This window comes from Burkholderia sp. AU17457 (assembly GCF_002223255.1).
Lineage (GTDB): Bacteria > Pseudomonadota > Gammaproteobacteria > Burkholderiales > Burkholderiaceae > Burkholderia > Burkholderia sola.
This window is the reverse complement of record NZ_NKFB01000003.1, coordinates 348911-366907: the sequence shown is the minus strand read 5'-3', so window position 1 is coordinate 366907 and position 17997 is coordinate 348911. Positions and strand designations below refer to the sequence as shown.

Here is a 17997-nt window from a genome sequence, read left to right as displayed (position 1 = left end):
TCTGCAATGACCGCTAAAGGCACCATCCTCGTTACCGGCGGCGCGGGCTATATCGGCTCGCACACGGCCGTCGAGCTGCTCGACAACGGCTACGACGTCGTGATCGTCGACAACCTCGTGAACAGCAAGGCCGAATCGGTGCGCCGCATCGAGCGGATCACGGGCAAGACGCCCGCGTTCCACCAGGTCGACGTGTGCGACGAAGCCGCGCTCGCGAAGGTGTTCGACGCGCACCCGATCACCGGCACGATTCACTTCGCGGCGCTCAAGGCCGTCGGCGAATCGGTCGCGAAGCCGCTCGAGTACTACCAGAACAACATCAGCGGCCTGCTCGCCGTGCTCAAGGTCATGCGCGAGCGCAACGTCAGGCAGTTCGTGTTCAGTTCGTCCGCGACCGTATACGGCGTGCCCGAACGCTCGCCGATCGACGAATCGTTCCCGCTGTCCGCGACGAACCCGTACGGCCAGTCGAAGCTGATCGCCGAGCAGATCCTGCGCGATCTCGAAGTCTCGGACCCGTCGTGGCGCATCGCGACGCTGCGCTACTTCAACCCGGTCGGCGCGCACGCGAGCGGGCTGATCGGCGAGGATCCGGCCGGCATCCCGAACAACCTGATGCCGTACGTCGCGCAGGTCGCGGTCGGCAAGCTGGAAAAGCTGCGGGTGTTCGGTTCGGATTATCCGACGCCGGACGGCACCGGCGTGCGCGACTACATCCACGTCGTCGATCTCGCGAAGGGGCACATCGCCGCGCTCGACGCACTGGCGAAGCGCGACGCGAGCTTCGTCGTGAACCTCGGCACCGGGCAGGGCTACAGCGTGCTGGAAGTCGTGCGCGCGTTCGAGAAGGCGTCGGGCCGGCCGGTGCCGTACGAACTCGTCGCGCGCCGCCCGGGCGACATTGCCGAGTGCTATGCGAACCCGCAGGCCGCGGCCGACATCATCGGCTGGCGTGCGACGCTCGGCATCGAGGAAATGTGCGCCGACCACTGGCGATGGCAGGAGGGGAACCCGCGCGGTTTTGTATAATCCGCTGTCCATTTTTCGAGCGATCCCATGCTCAGCTTCGCGTCCGGCTTCATCGTCTCCTTGCTCGTCACGCTGTTCATCGTGCGCTACGCGCACCTTCACGAGAAATTCTCGATCGACAGCGACCTGGCCGGCGTGCAGAAATTCCACGTGCGGCCCGTGCCGCGCGTCGGGGGCATCGGGATCCTCGCCGGGGTCGTCGTGGCCGCGCTGCTCGTGTCGCGGCGCTATCCGACGATCGCCGGCAGCATTCTCGGGATCGTCGCCTGCGGGATGCCGGCGTTCCTGTCGGGCCTGGTCGAGGACCTGACCAAGCGCGTATCGCCGCGCGCACGGCTGCTGTGCACGATGGGCGCGGCCGCGCTGGCGTTCTGGCTACTGGGCATCGCGGTCAAGCGCATCAGCGTGCCGCCGCTCGACTTCCTGCTCGGCTACGTGGCCATCTCGGCGTTCATCACGGTGCTCGCGGTCGCGGCGCTCGCGAACGCGATCAACATCATCGACGGCTTCAACGGGCTCGCATCGATGGTCAGCTTCATGATGTTCGCGTCGCTCGCGTATGTCGCGTTCCATGTGAACGACCCGGTCGTGATGTCGGCGTCGATCATCATGATGGGCGCGGTGCTCGGCTTCTTCCTGTGGAATTTCCCGGCGGGGTTGATCTTTCTTGGCGACGGCGGCGCATATTTCATCGGCTTCATGCTCGCGGAGCTCGCGATCATGCTCGTGATGCGCAATCGCGAGGTGTCCGCGTGGTATCCGGTGCTGCTGTTCATGTATCCGATCTTCGAGACGTGCTTCTCGATCTACCGGAAGAAGTTCATCCGCGGGATGTCGCCGGGGATTCCCGACGGCGTGCATCTGCATATGCTCGTGTACAAGCGGCTGATGCGGTGGGCCGTGGGGACGAAGCACGCGCATGATCTGACGCGGCGGAATTCGTTGACTTCACCTTATCTGTGGCTGCTGTGCCTCGTCGCGGTGATTCCGGCGACGCTGTTCTGGCGGCATACGGTGCATTTGTTCGTGTTTGTTGTGGTGTTTGCGCTCACGTATGTGTGGCTTTATCTCAGCATCGTCAGGTTCAGGGCGCCGCGGTGGATGGTGGTGAGGAGGGAGAAGCGGGGGCACTGAGGAGCCGCGGCCAGCGTGTTGTCCGGCTCGCACGGCCCGCCGCCGGTGACGGGGGCCGTACGATTCAGCCGCGAAGCGACGAGTGAAACTGCTAGGCCCCCGCTGTATTCGTGCTCCAGCGCGGCAGTGGCGCATAGATCACGACGTTACCGTCGTCCTGAACATAAGTCGCCGCGCCTGAATTGCCGCTCGTGCCGGAATACCAGAGCGGGACTCCCGTCGAGCTGTAGACGACCAAATTGCCATCCGCTTGCATCGCCGCGAATGCGCCCGGATGACTATAAGTACCCGAATTCCATTGCACAACGCCCTGGCGGAGCAGCACGAGATTTCCGTCTCCCTGCATGACCAGCACGTTCGCGCCATTGCCCGAAGTAAAACTCTGGCCACTACCGAGAGCAACGCCGCCCTTCCAGACGCCCGGGCCGGTCGTGGAGTTCGCATATGCACTGGAAGCAGTCGATGTGGCGAATACCGGGACGAACGATCGGTAGATCACCAGGTTGCCGTCGTCCTGCACGGCAAGAAACTGGCTGTAGGACGTGCTGCTGGTCGCCGAGTTCCACAGCGCGTTGCCGCTCGCGCCGTACACCACGAAGTTGCCATCGCCCTGGAAGACGGCATACGCTCCGGGATTTCCGTAAGTGCCTGAATTCCACACCGCAGCACCATTGGTCGTGTTGTAAAGCACGAGGTTGCCGTCATTCTGCATCGCCAGCTGATGGCTTCCGGACCCCGAATACACGATTTGCCCCGGCCTGAGCGTCGTACCTTGGTTGATCACACCGCCGTAAATCGCCGCCGTCGGAACACATATCGCGGAATACATCGCGCTGACGTTCGGCGTGCCCCAGCCGGTCACGAAATCCCATCCCGAACCAGCACTGTATGCGCCGTTCGACCCGTAAGTGATATCGCGAAAGATCGATGGCGTCTTGGCCTGGGCGCTGTACAGCATGGGCGCCGCAAAACCGAGATTCGTCGTGCAGGCCCCGGACAGCATGCGCGCCCAGGTCGCAGCAAACAGCGGCGCGGACAGGCTGGTCCCCCCCATTATCACGACTTGTCCGCCCGCGATAACTGCTTCGCCGCTGTTCGGATCGGCGTCGAACGCGATGTCCGGCATGCCCCGAAACGCGCGCCCCTTGAGCGCCGGAACATTCGACTGCCACGACGGAATCGGCTCGATGCCACTAATGCCGCCCCCACTCGAGTCCCAGGCCGTCTCGCCTGCGTAGCTGCCGTTCCCGTTCGTATAGAGCGTCGTGCCGCCAACGGCCACCACGTACGGTGATGTTGCGGGATATTGCACCGATGTGCCACTGCAGCCGTACGCCACGCTGCCTGAATCGCCGGAACTGACCGAAAAAGTCTGCCCCTGCGCGACGGCGAGCTGGAACAGCGTGTCGATGACCGCCGTCGGCGCCCAGTTCTCGCAGCCGCCGATCGACATGTTGATGACCCGGGCGGTGTTGTCGGTCACGGCGCGATTGATCGCAAGCGCCATATCGCTCCAGGCAAACGACCGCGCAACGTAGAAATTCAGTTGCTTGAGGCCGCCGGACATCCCGACGATGGTCTGACTATCGAGCGACCATTCCGTGGTTGCGCTCGTGTCCCCGCTCGACAGCCCGGCATGAATCACGGAAACGGGTACGGCGGGCAGATGGTTATTGCTTTCGAACGTCGCCAAGTCGATGACGGACTGCGTCACGTCTCCTTCGGCAATGATGCCGACAGTGGTGTTCACCGCCGCCGGGGCGCTGCCGACGGAATAGATGCGGGGAAAATCCGTCGGATTGTGACCCACCGTGACGGCGGAAGTCGTCGGCGATGCGTTCGCAGTCGGCACAGCGACGGCATTGGACGCGCGTACGAAATTCGGGCGCAGGCGAGTCGCGGTATCGAGCCCGAGAACCCCTTGAACGACACCGCCGAGCGCATCGGGCAACGTCTCCGGGGCGGTATTGATATGCGTGCTGGTGCCGTCCGCCATCGCAACCGGTACAAGAGTCGTCTGGAACACACCCGATATCACGCCGGCCGGGGCATCGGCTTCGACGATCATGTTGTTGCCGGCCACGCTGATGTTCGTGAAGCCCTTACTTGCCAAGTAAGTCTTCACGGCGGCGACCTGGCCCGCGGTGGGGGCGTATCGTGCGGCGATCTGCGCAGAGGTCAGCACGGCCCCGAAATTCGCGCTTCCCGCGGTTCGCGCTTGCTGCAGAAAGCGGTTCAACCCGGCTTCGTCATTCAGCTTGAGCACCAGCACAACATGGACCGGCGCCGTTGCGCTCATCGGCGCAGCGCTCACCAAGTTGCCCGTGGCGCGCAGCGCCGATAGTTTGACCGCCTGCGCGGTATTCGCAGTCGGACCAGCGTCGTCGCCGCCGCAGCCTGCAAGCGCGAGCACCATGAGTGCCGCGCCTATTCCCCTGACAAGTTGTTCCGTTTTCATCGAATTGGTATGGACCGTAGAGCCTCGTATTTGGCTGTTCGCCTTTTTTCTTTACGGCAATCACACGGCTACCTTGAGGAAAACATAGGAAGGAATCGGTTGGTAGTCAAATACTCCGATGTATCGAACCAGAAGTGCGGGCAGCACAATTTGCCCTGCGGTCACGCTCCGATAGACGTCGCACGAGCCTCGGATGTTGCACGACCGCAAGCATCGCCTCCGCAACGCGTCCTGCGCCAAGCCGGCTGTGCTTGCGGCGAACCCACCAATAAAAATGCCGTTCAGTTCGCTACTGAACGGCATCGATTCCGCGATCGCATGTTATTTCACCGCGACCGATTACGGCGCGATCACTCGGTGGCAATCGCCCTTCTTGGCACGCTCTGAAGCACCGGGGTCATCGTCGTCTGATATTCCGGCACCCAACGCCGCAGATCGCGCCGCACTTCGTCGTCGCTGAGCACGCGGTGCTGCATCAGCCAAGGCAATAGCTCATCGAGCAGATGGTCCGGCACTTCCCGCGCACGCGCGATTCGCAGCTTCGGATGCGGCGTGCGTGTGGTGGTCTCATCGTCCGCGAGCAGTTCCTCGTAGAGCTTCTCGCCGGGCCGCAGCCCCGTGAATTCGATTCGGATCTGACCTTCAGACAAGCCGTACAGACGAATCAGGTCACGCGCGAGATCGACGATCTTGACCGGCTCGCCCATGTCGAGGATGAAGATCTCTCCGCCGCGTCCCATGCTCGACGCCTGCAGCACGAGTTGCGACGCTTCCGGAATCGTCATGAAGAAGCGCGTGATCTCGGGATGCGTGACAGTTACCGGACCGCCCTTCGCGATCTGTTGCTGAAACTTCGGAATCACGCTGCCGGCACTACCGAGCACATTGCCGAACCGCACCGTCTCGAACTGCGTGCTGTCGCTCGTCTGCTGCAACGCCTGGCACGCCATCTCGGCGAGCCGCTTGCTAGCGCCCATCACGTTGGTCGGATTGACGGCCTTGTCGGTGGAGATCAACACGAAGTGACGTACGTCGTGGCGGATCGCCGCGCGGGCCACGCGATAGGTGCCGAGCACGTTGTTACGCAGCGCCTGCCATGCGTTGTGCTCTTCCATCAGCGGCACGTGCTTGTAGGCAGCCGCGTGGAACACGATGTGCGGTGCGTGGCGCGACATCACCTGGTCGAGCAGCAGCGAATCCTTCGCGTCGCCAATGATCGGCACCACGGGCAGATCCGGAAAACGCTCGCGCAATTCCTCGGTCAGCCGATACATCGCGTATTCGGACAGATCGAACGCGACCAGTTGCGCCGGTGCGAAGCGCAGTATCTGCCGGCACAGCTCGGAGCCGATCGAGCCGCCCGCGCCCGTCACCATCACGACGCGGCCGCGCAGCAGCGCCTCAACGTGCGGCGTGTCGATCGTCACCGCGTCGCGGCCGAGCAAATCCTCGAGATCGATGTTCCGGACTTGCGACAGGAACCCTTGCCCTGGCATCAACGCAGTCAGCGACGGCAGCACCATCGCCTTGATGCCGGCGCGCACGCATAGCGTCGCGACGCGGCGCTGTGTTTCGACCGAGGCCGACGGAATCGCGATGATCGCGTATTCCACCTTCAGCGCGTCGGTCCAATGCTTCAGGTCGTTGAACGAGCCGAGTACCTTGTAGCCGTAGATTTCGCGGCCCTGCTTCGTGACGTCGTCGTCGAGCAGGCCCACCAGGCGCCATTCGCCGGAACGCGATAGCTCGCGCGCAAGGCTCGCGCCGGCCGTGCCGGCGCCAAGCACCAACACCGGCTTGCCCTTGCCGACGAGCCCGCCATACAGGTAGTACTCCTTCGTCGCGCGGTACAGCGCCCGGGCGCCGCCCATTGCAAGGAACAGCATCAGCGGCGACACGAGCAGTACCGAACGTGGAATGATCGGCTGCGGCTGGAACATCACGGCGCCGATCATCACGATCACGCCGCCGCCGATCACCGCTTTCGAGATTCGAACCAGGTCGGGAAGGCTCGCGAATACCCAAAGGCCGCGATAGAGGCCAAAGACGAGGAACATCAGCGCGTAGACCGGCAGCACCCAGACGAGCGCCGTCAGCGCGCCACCCATGAAGTCGGACGGAACGCTGCCGTTGAATCGGACGAGATAGGCGAACAACCACGCGGCGGTGACCGCCGTCAGGTCAAACAGGAAAGCGCTCAACGAAAGCCATGATGCTTTGGATCGCAACATCGGCAGGAAACCTCAAGAGTTATTTTCGGCGGCGGACTGAAACCGGCGCCAACGCATGTCGATCACCCATCCGAACCATGCCAGGACGCCGTACCACGCGAAGAACGACAGCCACTGCTGCAGTTCCGGGCGGCCCGTTGCCCACATGGCGACGATTATGCCTGCGAGCATGATGAGGTACCAATAAAGAGCAGTCCGGCGGTGACCTACGCCCGCCCGGACCATCCTCTGATAATAGTGCTCCCGGTGCGCCTGCCAGAACTTTTCGCCACGTAACAGACGTCTCAAAAGTGTTACAGATGCGTCGGCAATAAAGGGCGCGAACACCAGCGCCGGAAACCAGAGCGGCCACACGCCGCCGCGCCAGCCCCAGTAGCCGAGGGCGCCGGCCAGGAATCCGAGCGGAATCGAACCGGCATCGCCCAGGAACAGCCGCGCCGGGTGGAAATTCAGCAGCAGGAAGCCAAGCGCGGCGCCGGCGACGGCCGACCCAGCGACGATCAGATCCGGCGACGGCGTCGGGGCGGTCAGCGCCGCAACCGCGTAAGCGCCGAAGCCTAACAGCGCCATGCCGCCCGCGAGGCCATCGGCGCCGTCCATGAAGTTGTACAGGTTCGTCAGCCAGACCATCACGAAGCCGATGCCGACCAGCAGCCACCACGGTGCGTCGGCCGGAAACGCGACGATCAGCGCGACGACCGCCGCGAGGTGGGCCGAGAATCGCACGCGCGCAGGCAGGCCGCGCCGGTCGTCGATCTGGGACATCGCGGCAAGCCCGGCGGCACCGATGGCGATCAGCCACAAATGCGGCGCCAGCACGAGCAGGGCGACGACGCAGACCGGTACGATGCCCCACCCGCCGACGCGCGGCGTCGGCAGCGTGTGGAGCGAACGGTCGTTCGGAATATCGGTGGCAAGGCGCCACGCAAGGCCGGTCGCGAGCAGCATGCGCAGGATGGCCGTCGACCCGATGGCAGCGGCCAGCGCCACCGCAGCCGCTTCGGGCCAGGTAGATATCGGGAAATGCATGTCAGCTATTGTTGTGTATCGCGCGAACGATACCATGCGGCGGTCGCTTCGAGGCCCTGTCTTGTCGTATACGGCGGATGCCAGCCGAGCACGCGCGTGATCCGGCCCGTATCGAGCTGGAGGCTGCCGGTCAGACGGTCGATCGCCGCGCGGCGGCCGGTCAGCGTCCCGAGCGCACGCAGCACGGCGGACGGGACAGCGATCAGGCGGGCCGGCTTGCCGAGCGCATCGCCGACCAGATGTAACAGGCCCGTGACCGACGGCGCATCGTCGTCGGCGACGTGGAAACATTCTCCGGCGGCACGCGGATCGATCGCGCATTGCAGCAGCGCGTCGGCGAGATTGTCGATATAGATGATGCTGCGACGTGCCGCGATGGAACCGAGCGGCAGCGGTATCCCGCGCGCTACCGCGTCCATCATGCGCAGGAAGTTCGCGCGGACTGTCGGACCGTAGACGAGCGGTGGCCGAACGACCACGACGTCGAGCCCGTTCGACGCACCGAATTGCGCGAGTTCGCGCTCCGCGCGCAGCTTCGAGCGACCGTAGGCGTCGTGCGGGTTGGGTTTCACCACTTCCGATAGCGGCACCCCGCCGTCACCCTCGCCGACCGCCTTGATGCTGCTCGCGTAGACGATGCGGCGCACGCCATGCTGGCGCGCGGCTTTGGCGAGACGTAAGGTACCGGCGACATTGGTGGCATCGAACGCAGCGTCGGGATCGGGCGACTCGTCGCGCATCACGTGTACGCGTGCGGCGAGGTGGATCACGCAATCGGCGACAAGATCCGTTGGCCATCCTTCGTCGAGGCCGTCGAAATCGGTGGCGTCGTGCACCCATTCACGCACGCCTTCAATGGATCCGCCCGGGCGTCTCACCAGGGCGGTCACGGTATGCCCGGCGTCCAGCGCGCGGCGGCAGACCGCGCGACCGACGAAGCCGTTTGCGCCGGTGACGATGAGGTGGCTCACCACAGCCTCCAGCCAAAGCGGTTGTAGAACTTGAAGGCTGACGCGGCGAACATGCGGATGTGTGCGAAGCCCTTGCGGGACGCACCGCCGCCGTGGTGGATCACGCGGACCGAGGGGACGTACGCGACGCGCGCGACGTCATGGGTGCGGAGGCTGAGGTCGTAGTCCTCGAAGTAGAGAAAGTAGCGCGGGTCGAAGCCGCCGAGCCTCTTCAGGACGTCGGTGCGGAACAGCATGAAGCAGCCGCTGATGATCGGCGGGTCCCAGACGATGTCGTGATCGTTGATCAGGTCGCGCATTTCGTAGTGAGCGAGACGACCAGCAAACCACCGGCGCATACGTACGGGCAGGAAGCCGCGGACAAGCAGGTCGAGCACCGTTGGATAGCGGCGACACAGATACTGCTGATCGCCCACGTCGTGGCCGATCCATGGCGCGACCAAACCGGTGTCGGGGTTCGTGTCGAAGAACTCGCAGCCGCGTGCGAGCGCATGTAGGTCCAGATCGATGTCCGGGTTCAATATCAGATGAAAGCGACCGGTAGTTTGCCTGATGGCGAGATTGTGACCGCGACCGTAACCTACGTTGCCGTGCCCCGTCAGCAACCGGCAATCGATGCCATGCTCACGTAGCCGATCAGTCATCACGCGCACGTCGCCGAGGCCACCATTATCGACCAGGAACAATTCGACCGAATGCTCTGCCGAGATGGCACGCATGCGCTCACACGCGGCGGCCAGGCTCACGAGCGTCTGCTCGAGCCGGGCGATATCGGGTTGATAAACGACGATGGAGACCGAGAGTCCGCAATTGGACGGAGGCGACGCGCTTGTAGGATTCATGCGGGCTTCGATTGCGCGCTGGCGTTGGATTGGCCAACGTTAAAAGTACCGGGATTCGTTGCAGACAGATGCGACCCGGGTTCCGGCTCCGGATCACGCAGGCTCGCCAATTGTAACCTTCGCGGCCCCATCACTGCGGAACAGCGCTTCTTGGGTGATAGAATCCGTCCGTTGCTGCCAGCCAGACTTCGCTGTCCTGACGCAGGCGAGCGCCGGCCGCTACGGCCGACTCGACGCGTTCCTGAAGCAGGTACGCGCTCCAGTATGTAGCGGTGTACCGAAACCTTAATACACGAACCAACCGAATATCAAATGACTGTTGCAATTATCACCGGCATTACAGGTCAGGATGGAGCTTACCTCGCACAGCTTCTCCTTGAGAAAGGCTATACCGTGTATGGCACTTATCGCCGTACGAGCTCGGTGAACACCTGGCGAATCGAGGAAATCGGCGTTGCCGATCACCCCCAGCTTCACCTCGTCGAATACGATTTGACTGATCTTGGATCCAGCATCCGCCTGCTTCAAACCACGCAAGCGACGGAAGTCTATAACCTCGCGGCGCAAAGTTTCGTCGGCGTCTCGTTCGACCAACCCACGACCACTGCACAGATCACCGGTCTGGGTGCGCTGAACCTGCTCGAAGCCATTCGAATCGTCAATCCTGCGATTCGCTTCTACCAGGCCAGCACGTCCGAGATGTTCGGTAAGGTCCAGGCCGTCCCCCAGACGGAAACCACCCCGTTCTATCCCCGCAGCCCGTACGGCGTCGCCAAGCTTTATGCGCACTGGCTCACGGTCAATTACCGCGAGAGCTACAACATCTTCGGTGCCAGCGGGATCCTGTTCAATCACGAATCGCCTCTGCGCGGGCAGGAATTCGTCACGCGCAAGATCACGGACAGCCTCGCGAAGATTCGCCTCGGCAAACTTGACGTGCTGGAACTCGGCAACCTCGACGCCAAGCGCGATTGGGGTTTCGCGAAGGAATATGTCGAAGGTATGTGGCGCATGCTTCAGGCCGAGCGCCCCGATACGTACGTGCTCGCGACCAATCGCACCGAAACCGTTCGCGACTTCGTGTCCATGGCTGCCCAAGCGGCAGGCTTCGAGCTCGCCTGGCAAGGTAGCGGCGAACAGGAGGCTGGCGTCGATGCGCGCTCGGGCAAGACGATCGTCAGGATCAGCCCGAAGTTTTACCGACCCGCCGAAGTCGATTTGCTGATCGGCGATCCGGCCAAGGCGCGCAAAGAACTCGGCTGGGAGCCGAAAACAACGCTTGAACAACTTTGCCAGATGATGGTCGAGGCGGATATTCGCCGGAACGAAGCCGGGTTCTCCTTTTAAAAAAGCATGGCAAAGGTCTTCGTAACGGGGCTGGATGGGTTTACCGGCCGCTATCTCGCGGAAGAGTTGACCCGATTCGGTCACGACGTGTGTGGTGTCGTTCGCTCGAAGAAAGCAGATATTCCATGGCGAGCGCACGTCTGTGATCTGCTCGACCGCGAAGGCCTTACCCATACGTTATCTGCTGAAAAACCCGACGCGGTCGTGCATCTTGCCGCGATCGCATTCGTGCAACATGGCGACGTTGGCGGGATCTATCAGACCAACGTCGTCGGTACCCGCAACGTGCTCGACGCACTCGAACGCGCCGGATGCCGCCCCCGGTCGATATTGCTCGCGAGTAGTGCAAACGTCTATGGCAATAGCGAACGGGAAATAATCGATGAAAGCGTCCCGCCCGCGCCGGTAAACGATTATGCGATTAGTAAGTACGCAATGGAGCTGGTTGCGCGGATGTGGGCGGGAAAGCTTCCGATCGTCGTTGCAAGACCATTCAATTACACGGGTGCGGGGCAGGACGACAGATTCGTGCTGCCGAAGATCGTTCGTCACTTCCGAGACAAGACGCCCCGAATCGAGTTGGGCAATCTGCACGTCGTGCGCGATTTCTCGGACGTTCGCTCCGTGGCTTCCGCCTACCGCCGGCTGATTGAAGGTGATTTTGCCGGCCGCACTTTCAACGTTTGCTCCGGCACAGGACATTCACTTCATGATGTTCTGTCCATCATGCAGGAGTTGACTGGGCAGGCACCGGAAATATGCATCAACCCGCAGTTCGTGCGGGAAAACGAGGTTTTCAAGCTGATCGGAAATTGCGCGCAACTCGAGCAAGCGATCGGAAGCGTCCAGTCCATTCCATTGAAGGCCACGCTCGCATGGATGCTCGAAAACTCACCGGAATAATCCGGTCAAGGCTCTGACGTCGACAAGTGCGTGGGCAGCATCTCGGGCCTCGTCGCGACGCGCTACCTCTGCGAACCAGCGCCCGCGACGCTTGAAGCGCGGGCATCGATGAACATCGAATCGGGCGGGTATCGCGCATCCACGGCGATTTGGCGAATGTTCATCGCGGCCGGCGCGTTCGTCTATCGTGAGAGGCACGACATAATCCCCCAGACCGCGCATCTCGGTGACCGCGGTCGCGACGACACATGCGCCGCCCCGGGAAAACTCCAAGCATTCCGCAGGATCGACATGAGAAACACACAACTTGATGGTCTTCGAGGCTGGGCAGCGTTGTCGGTGGCGATTTATCACGGCATCAATATTCCGTCGAAAGCTGCTCATGAAGCACTGATGCTGCCCATGCAGGCCCAAACCTCCTCGTATGCCGTCGCCACCAAGTTGCTCGTCGCGACTTTCAACGGAAGCCTCGCGGTCGTCATCTTCTTTGTCTTAAGCGGGAAGGTATTGCTTGAGTCGCTCATGCGATCTCGGAAAAGTATGCCGGAGAGCTCAATCGATTTTACGATCAAGCGAATCCTTCGCATCTATCCCCCGCTTTGGGTAGCGCTCGCTGCCTACGTGCTCATGTTCTTCGTCATGCGTAAATTCGCTGGATGGGGAGCGGTGCCCGACCTACACCTCGTCCTGGTCAATGCGACATTGACCAAGATCACGATGTACGGCGTCGCTTGGACATTGGTTGTCGAGCTGCTGGCAGCCCCGTTGATCTTGATGGCCGCATGGTCTTACAAAAAATATGGGGCTCAGGCGCTCTTCATTCTGCTTGCTCTGCTCCTGCTATTCAAAGACAGTCCGATTCTCGGATTCCTGCCATATTTTTCGACATATGCGTTTCTCTTCGCGCTGGGCTTTCTCACTTGCACCAATTTTGGAAAGCAACTCGCCAAGGATGTACCAGGCGTAAGTGCCTCAGTCGTCATGCTGCTGATGATCTACGGCGTCCTGTTTACTCAATACGATTCGCCCAATGTCGTCGTCTTTCAAGGACTTGCTGCATTCCTGCTTATCGCAATGATCTCTGAAGACAAGGATACCTGGCCAAAGCGATTCTTCAATCTGCCAATATCCCAATTCCTAGGACATATTTCGTTCAGTCTCTACCTACTGCACCCGCTCGCTCTCGAGTTGCTGGAGCATTGGGCCGACCGCCTGACCGGAAACGGCTTCAGGGAGCACTATCTTGCCTCCGGTGTTGTCATTGGAATCCTGACTCCCATGCTCACCATCCCGATTGCCGCACTAATGTACAAATATGTCGAGACGACAAGCATAACTCTCGGCAAGGTGGTCTCGGACAAGATTTGCGGAGCTTTGTTCGGAAATACCATCAAGGCGACGAATAATTTGCGATAACCCTAGCCGCGGAACGCGCTGAATCTATCCGCTAATAAGCGTAATGCGGTAACTCCGAGGGCACTCCTTCCGGGCACCGGGGAGGCGCGACGGCAACGAGCACACGAATCCAGCACCATCTCCGTGCCGCCGTTTGTGGTTCCGAGCCGTTTGCAAGGACGTAGCGAATCCGCACTCGCTCCCAAAAAAAGAAAGGCGACGAAGTCAATGGCGCTCGAGCGCGGCAAGCAGCTCTTTTCATTTGTAAATGGCCTGCGAGGCATTGCAGCGTCACAGGTCGTTGTACTGCACTACGGCGCCGCGTTTCTTCCTGCGCTCGTACGAGCCGAATCTCCCGTCCACTTTGATTGGGAGCAGTCCGCAAGCGTTTCGCCGATGTTTCTGCTCGCGCAGGGCTACACAGCCGTCTACGTTTTCTTTGTGATGAGCGGATTCGTGCTCGGATCTGCCTTTATTCGATCGCAGGCCTCGGTTCCCGCAGAGATTGCAAGCGGTTCGTACGTCTCTTTCTTCCCGTCTTCGCTGCGGTCATACTCGGATTTGCCCTCTTGCGTCTGGCACCACTGGCACGGACCGAAGCATGGACGGTGAGTCAGTCGACATGGTTGGCCGGTCTCTATCAGACGCCCCTGAATACTCGTCTCGTCTGCAGCGATGCTCTCCTCCATTCGTTGCTGCTGGGATATGGTCCCAACTCGCTGTTCGAGAATGCGGGTGTTCTGAGTCCGGTCATTCAGATCTCGCAAGCCATTGACCCGCCCCTGTGGACCGTACACTATGAATTCTGGGGGTCGATCGCACTCATCGGGTTATCCGCGCTCTACAAGCGTGTCGCGAGGTGGGCGGCGATAGCAACGATCCTGACAGCGATCGCGGTCGCGGGAACCAGTTTCCTGTGCCTGTTCGTGCTCGGATTTGTTCTTTATCTGGTTCACGATCGCCTGTTTTCGGTACACAGGCCTTTGGCTGAAACGGCCGGGATCGCGCTACTGGTGACCGGCATCTGGCTGAGCGTGTCGTCCAACCAGAGAGTCATTGCCGACGTGTTTGAACTGTCTCGGAAGCTTCCGGTCATGCATGCCTTCGATGCATTTCAGTTCCAATGGCAAATCAGCGCGCTTTGCCTGTTTACCGGGTTTCATTTGAGTGCGAGGCTGAGATGTCTGGGATCTGGCCGAGCGGTCCAATGGCTCGGCAAAATCTCCTTCAGTCTTTATCTCATACACTTTCCGGTTCTGATGACACTGGGCTGCTGGTTGTTCGCGAGGCTGCAAAGCAAAGGCTATCTGTTTGCCTCCGGCGCGTCGCTCATCCTTGGCTTTACTGCCCCACTGCTTCTCGCCACGCTGGTTGAGAAGCTCGTCGACAGGCCGTCGGTAGCGCTCTCGCGGATGTGTGCCGAAAGCAACCAGCGCCCTTACCTTGACGCACGGAGTTAGCATGAACTGCCGGTAGGTGGCGGCAAGTCGACGATCTCAGCCGTCGGCCATGCCGGTCGACCAAAATCCGGCAGCACGCAGACACCGGGCAGTCGATGCACGCTCGCCAATGGATCCATCGGCCGCACCGCTCGCGGACGGCCAAAGACACGATCTACAGCAACTGCAACCAGTGCTTGTGTGCGGATCCGCGAGTCAGAAAGTATGGCTTTACGGAATATCCAAGACAATCGAACACACGCTGATGTCGCTTGTATATCCGAAATGCATCCTGCGGGACAATCAAGCGACGCCACAGACCTGGCTTCCCCTGCCAGCCGTGTCGGTTCGGCGTCGCGCGCATTTTCTCCATGCTGAGGCTGTCGAGCAACGGGCGAACCCGCTGCGCATCCCCGCCTAGGGCAGTGACCTGCGAGCCGAGCACATGCTCGGGATCACGCACCGCATCCTCGTACCGCAAGCGCATCACCTGCGCATCGTTCCACCATTGATAGGTGACCGATAGCAGATCTTCGGCCCCCGTACTTAACGCGTATTCAAGGAACTCGCGCGACGTGGGGCTCGCAGTCGCGAGGTTACCAGGCAGGTTCGTGTTCCCCTCCAGCCACCTCGATGTTCCCGGTTCGTATTTGATGTAGTGCAGCGCCGAGATAAGGACATCGAGCGGATGCCTTGCCACCGTAAGCACGGTGAATCGATTGGCGCGAAGCCACGCCTGAAAATTCGGTTCACGGTACCAGTGAATCTGCAGAAAACATCTCGCCGGCAATGTGGACGGTGCATCGAGATAATTGTGGACCGCGATTTCCTCCATCTGGAGTGCTCCCGCGATCGTCGACCGAATCCACGAATTGCCACTTCTTGGCGAGCTCACAACCGCGATGCGCGATACTTCGTCCATTGATGTTTCCAGAGATGCAACTGTCTCAAGTCGTATGGCGACGGCCATCGGCCGCGCCACGCTTTCTCAAATAAAAAACGCAGTCGTCACGCGCCTGCCTTGCTGAGCTCGTCTGCTGAACAAAAGACGAGCTCGATGTCGGGATTCATGTACGACACCGCCGTTGAAACATTGCTCACGATATGCAGCAGTATGTGGCAATAAGACATCGTCATCGCATCCCGGATTACTTCCCACGCCATTCTGGCGTCCCAGTTAGCCTGGTTCGCGGCGACAAGGTGCTGCACCTGGAATCCTTCTGCTCGTCGCTGTTCGGGTGTGAGCTGATCGTAGCGCGCATCTTCCGCGTTCGTCGTTCGACGGACGTCGGAATAGCACGCCATCCGGTCACCAAACTCGGCCCGGAATGCATCGACGACGCGATCCTGATCCGTCGCGAGAAATACTGCCCACTCCGACGAGTGCTCGTCGATTCCTCGAGCGTTCAGCTGAGAGCGGACCTTGTCTATATACGCCTGCACGTGTGCGATCTTGCCGTCGGGTTGTTCGATGACGTGACTCGGATGCTTGACGTGCGCCGCAATGACGAATTTGCCTTCGAAGTGGCGAGCACGAAATTCGTCGAGTTCGCTCTGATATTTTTCCTGAAGGCGAACGTGATCCTTGAAGACTTTGTGATACTGCCGGCGAAATCGAGCAAATTGTCCGCTCGTATACAGCTTATAGGCGTGAATATAGGTGAGCTGCGGTTCACGGTCCGCATTGAAGGTCGCAAGCGGTGGGCGCCCCTTTTTGTATAGAAAATCTGGGTCGTCCATTTCCTCTTCGGTGAGACCGTAAAGGGGCTGGAAAAGTTTGGACCAGACATTCCCCTCGCCCGGGCGCCCATAGCAGAAGCTCGTAAACTTGTCGGTGCCCAGCCGATCGATCATGCGATCCACATTCCAGTCGGGCAAAACCATGTGACATCTCTTGTCACCTTGGTCCCACACCAAATGACTCATGAATGCATTGAAGACCGAGAAGAAGCCGCCGTCATGCGCTTGCGCGATAACGCGATCCACACCCGGCAAGGCGGCGGAACGAGAACCGATCACACGCTCGACCGTTGCAAGCAATTGCGCCGGAGGTCTGGCGAAACGCGACCCTTTTTCCCGGGGGCGAAAGGACCGGAGCCGAGTGTCGATCAATTCGCCATAGTTCACCGCCAGGTTCGTAAAGCTGAATTCGGCAGCAAGCTCGCGCCGCACGCGCATCGTCTGTCCACTCAGGCCGGATGACACGTACTCGAAAGCATCCGTCAGCGCAGTCGCTATATCGGCAATGTCAGCCGCATATTGCCGTCCTGCAACCAAGTTGTCGATCTCCGGATAACGCGCAGGCATCGCGATCGTCGCCGGTATCGCGAACACCCCAGGCGCCGGGTACAGATCGTTATGACCGCCGACGTTGGTGATTGCCAGCACCTTGCCCAATGCGAGTGCCTCTCGCGGGCCGATGGAATAGCCTTCCCCACGGGAGCAATTGACAAAAATGTCGCAACCTTCGATCAGCGCGTTCTTTTCCTGATCGCTGAGCGGTGCACAACTGATCACGATATTTCGTGCATCCCGACCCTCTACCAGTCGTCGGACGCGCTCAAGGCTGTCGCCGATTGCAAGATTCGAGTGAATGGTCAGTTCAACATCATCGCGAGATCCGAACGCCTTGATGAACCCCTCAACAAGTGCCTCGACACCCTTGCGCGCATGAAACGCAGCGATCGAGCAGAACTTGATCTTGCCGCCCGACTGCGCTCTGAAGGGTCGGCTCAATAGCCGTTCGATGTCCAGCGCGAGCGGCAGCGTACCGACGCCGATCTCGACACCCGACTTCAACGCGACATCTTCCAGATGTCGACTCATGAATAGCGCGAAATCGAAATGCTCGTTGAGAATATTGACCCACTGCGACGGCAACTCGTCGGAATCGTAAGCCACATGGGCAAAACTCAACGCATCGCGCGGAACAAGCGTGTAGTTGAAGTCGTATGCACCGTTCCACAGCACGTCCGTGTAAAAAGCGACCTTCACCCTCGACAGATCCGTGCATACAGGAATCGCAGTGCCGTTCGGCAGGACGATCTCGCGTTCCGAACGGAAGTGAGGCTCAGTCGGAAAAATGGAGATCGAATAATATCGACTCAGCAACTCACACGCGGCGAAAGTGACCGCGCCAATGCCCGTCCCAAACGTACACCGCCCGATCACGCAAATCGAATCTGATTCAGCTGCCAAAACTTGCTCCGTAGAAACCAT

At 60.6% G+C, this 17997-nt stretch carries 14 protein-coding genes; 7 read left to right on the top strand and 7 right to left on the bottom strand.

The genetic code is table 11. The features are described 5' to 3' along the window. Positions 1–6: 6 nt before the first annotated feature. Positions 7–1029, top strand: coding sequence for a UDP-glucose 4-epimerase GalE (galE, locus tag CFB49_RS04035; RefSeq protein WP_089490740.1), 1023 nt, complete (start codon positions 7–9; stop codon positions 1027–1029). 27 nt (positions 1030–1056) lie between these two features. Next, positions 1057–2163: an MraY family glycosyltransferase gene (locus tag CFB49_RS04030; RefSeq protein ID WP_089434647.1), complete on the top strand. Its 1107-nt coding sequence runs from the start codon at positions 1057–1059 to the stop codon at positions 2161–2163. 91 nt (positions 2164–2254) lie between these two features. On the opposite strand, the gene CFB49_RS04025 is transcribed toward CFB49_RS04030, so the two are convergent. The 5 genes from CFB49_RS04025 to CFB49_RS04005 all read right to left on the bottom strand — a co-directional run bounded on the left by CFB49_RS04025 (position 2255) and on the right by CFB49_RS04005 (position 9694). Next, a complete protein-coding gene (locus tag CFB49_RS04025) occupies positions 2255–4579 on the bottom strand; it encodes a protease pro-enzyme activation domain-containing protein (RefSeq protein WP_089490739.1) in 2325 nt (774 codons plus the stop codon). A 392-nt stretch (positions 4580–4971) separates the two neighbouring features. After that, positions 4972–6852 carry a polysaccharide biosynthesis protein gene (locus tag CFB49_RS04020; RefSeq protein ID WP_089434645.1) on the bottom strand — a complete coding sequence of 627 codons (1881 nt, stop codon included), beginning with the start codon at positions 6850–6852 and terminating at the stop codon, positions 4972–4974. Between the two features lie 12 nt (positions 6853–6864). Continuing rightward, positions 6865–7881, bottom strand: coding sequence for an MraY family glycosyltransferase (locus CFB49_RS04015; RefSeq protein ID WP_249190264.1), 1017 nt, complete (start codon positions 7879–7881; stop codon positions 6865–6867). A 5-nt stretch (positions 7882–7886) separates the two neighbouring features. Next, complete coding sequence (locus CFB49_RS04010) at positions 7887–8852, bottom strand: UDP-glucose 4-epimerase family protein (protein ID WP_089435323.1); 966 nt, start codon at positions 8850–8852, stop codon at positions 7887–7889. Then, entirely contained in the window at positions 8849–9694 is an 846-nt protein-coding gene (locus CFB49_RS04005) for a glycosyltransferase family 2 protein (protein ID WP_089434643.1), read from the bottom strand. Before CFB49_RS04005 ends, CFB49_RS04010 begins: the two co-directional genes overlap by 4 nt. A gap of 312 nt (positions 9695–10006) precedes the next feature. Between CFB49_RS04005 and gmd the strand changes: the two genes are divergently transcribed. The 5 genes from gmd (at position 10007) to CFB49_RS03985 (ending at position 14799) form a co-directional block, all read left to right on the top strand. Next, positions 10007–11041 carry a GDP-mannose 4,6-dehydratase gene (gene gmd, locus CFB49_RS04000; protein WP_089434642.1) on the top strand — a complete coding sequence of 345 codons (1035 nt, stop codon included), beginning with the start codon at positions 10007–10009 and terminating at the stop codon, positions 11039–11041. A gap of 6 nt (positions 11042–11047) precedes the next feature. Next, positions 11048–11944 carry an NAD-dependent epimerase/dehydratase family protein gene (locus CFB49_RS03995; RefSeq protein ID WP_089434641.1) on the top strand — a complete coding sequence of 299 codons (897 nt, stop codon included), beginning with the start codon at positions 11048–11050 and terminating at the stop codon, positions 11942–11944. Positions 11945–11974: 30 nt separating this feature from the next. Beyond that, positions 11975–13360 (top strand): acyltransferase family protein, encoded by a 1386-nt coding sequence (locus CFB49_RS03990; protein WP_089490738.1) that lies wholly within the window; start codon positions 11975–11977, stop codon positions 13358–13360. A 207-nt stretch (positions 13361–13567) separates the two neighbouring features. Next, positions 13568–13951 (top strand): hypothetical protein, encoded by a 384-nt coding sequence (locus CFB49_RS36670; RefSeq protein WP_249190265.1) that lies wholly within the window; start codon positions 13568–13570, stop codon positions 13949–13951. Beyond that, the gene (locus tag CFB49_RS03985) at positions 13909–14799 is read left to right on the top strand and encodes an acyltransferase family protein (protein ID WP_249190266.1); all 891 of its coding nucleotides are present in this window, start codon (positions 13909–13911) and stop codon (positions 14797–14799) included. Before CFB49_RS36670 ends, CFB49_RS03985 begins: the two co-directional genes overlap by 43 nt. A 154-nt stretch (positions 14800–14953) precedes the next feature. Here the strand turns inward: CFB49_RS03985 and CFB49_RS03980 are convergent, their stop codons facing one another. Together CFB49_RS03980 and CFB49_RS03975 are read right to left on the bottom strand one after the other, a co-directional pair. Further along, complete coding sequence (locus CFB49_RS03980; RefSeq protein WP_143328560.1) at positions 14954–15700, bottom strand: sulfotransferase domain-containing protein; 747 nt, start codon at positions 15698–15700, stop codon at positions 14954–14956. A gap of 86 nt (positions 15701–15786) precedes the next feature. After that, positions 15787–17997, bottom strand: coding sequence for a glycosyltransferase (locus tag CFB49_RS03975; RefSeq protein ID WP_089490736.1), 2211 nt, complete (start codon positions 17995–17997; stop codon positions 15787–15789).

Bases quoted from the DNA above. Each gene is read 5' to 3' on its own strand.
- galE (WP_089490740.1), top strand. From the start codon at position 7: ATGACCGCTAAAGGCACCATCCTCGTTACCGGCGGCGCGGGCTATATC.
- CFB49_RS04030 (WP_089434647.1), top strand. From the start codon at position 1,057: ATGCTCAGCTTCGCGTCCGGCTTCATCGTCTCCTTGCTCGTCACGCTG.
- CFB49_RS04025 (WP_089490739.1), bottom strand. From the start codon at position 4,579: ATGGTGCTCGCGCTTGCAGGCTGCGGCGGCGACGACGCTGGTCCGACT.
- CFB49_RS04020 (WP_089434645.1), bottom strand. From the start codon at position 6,852: ATGTTGCGATCCAAAGCATCATGGCTTTCGTTGAGCGCTTTCCTGTTT.
- CFB49_RS04015 (WP_249190264.1), bottom strand. From the start codon at position 7,881: ATGCATTTCCCGATATCTACCTGGCCCGAAGCGGCTGCGGTGGCGCTG.
- CFB49_RS04005 (WP_089434643.1), bottom strand. From the start codon at position 9,694: ATGAATCCTACAAGCGCGTCGCCTCCGTCCAATTGCGGACTCTCGGTC.
- gmd (WP_089434642.1), top strand. From the start codon at position 10,007: ATGACTGTTGCAATTATCACCGGCATTACAGGTCAGGATGGAGCTTAC.
- CFB49_RS03995 (WP_089434641.1), top strand. From the start codon at position 11,048: ATGGCAAAGGTCTTCGTAACGGGGCTGGATGGGTTTACCGGCCGCTAT.
- CFB49_RS36670 (WP_249190265.1), top strand. From the start codon at position 13,568: ATGGCGCTCGAGCGCGGCAAGCAGCTCTTTTCATTTGTAAATGGCCTG.
- CFB49_RS03980 (WP_143328560.1), bottom strand. From the start codon at position 15,700: ATGGACGAAGTATCGCGCATCGCGGTTGTGAGCTCGCCAAGAAGTGGC.
- CFB49_RS03975 (WP_089490736.1), bottom strand. From the start codon at position 17,997: ATGGTTTCTACGGAGCAAGTTTTGGCAGCTGAATCAGATTCGATTTGC.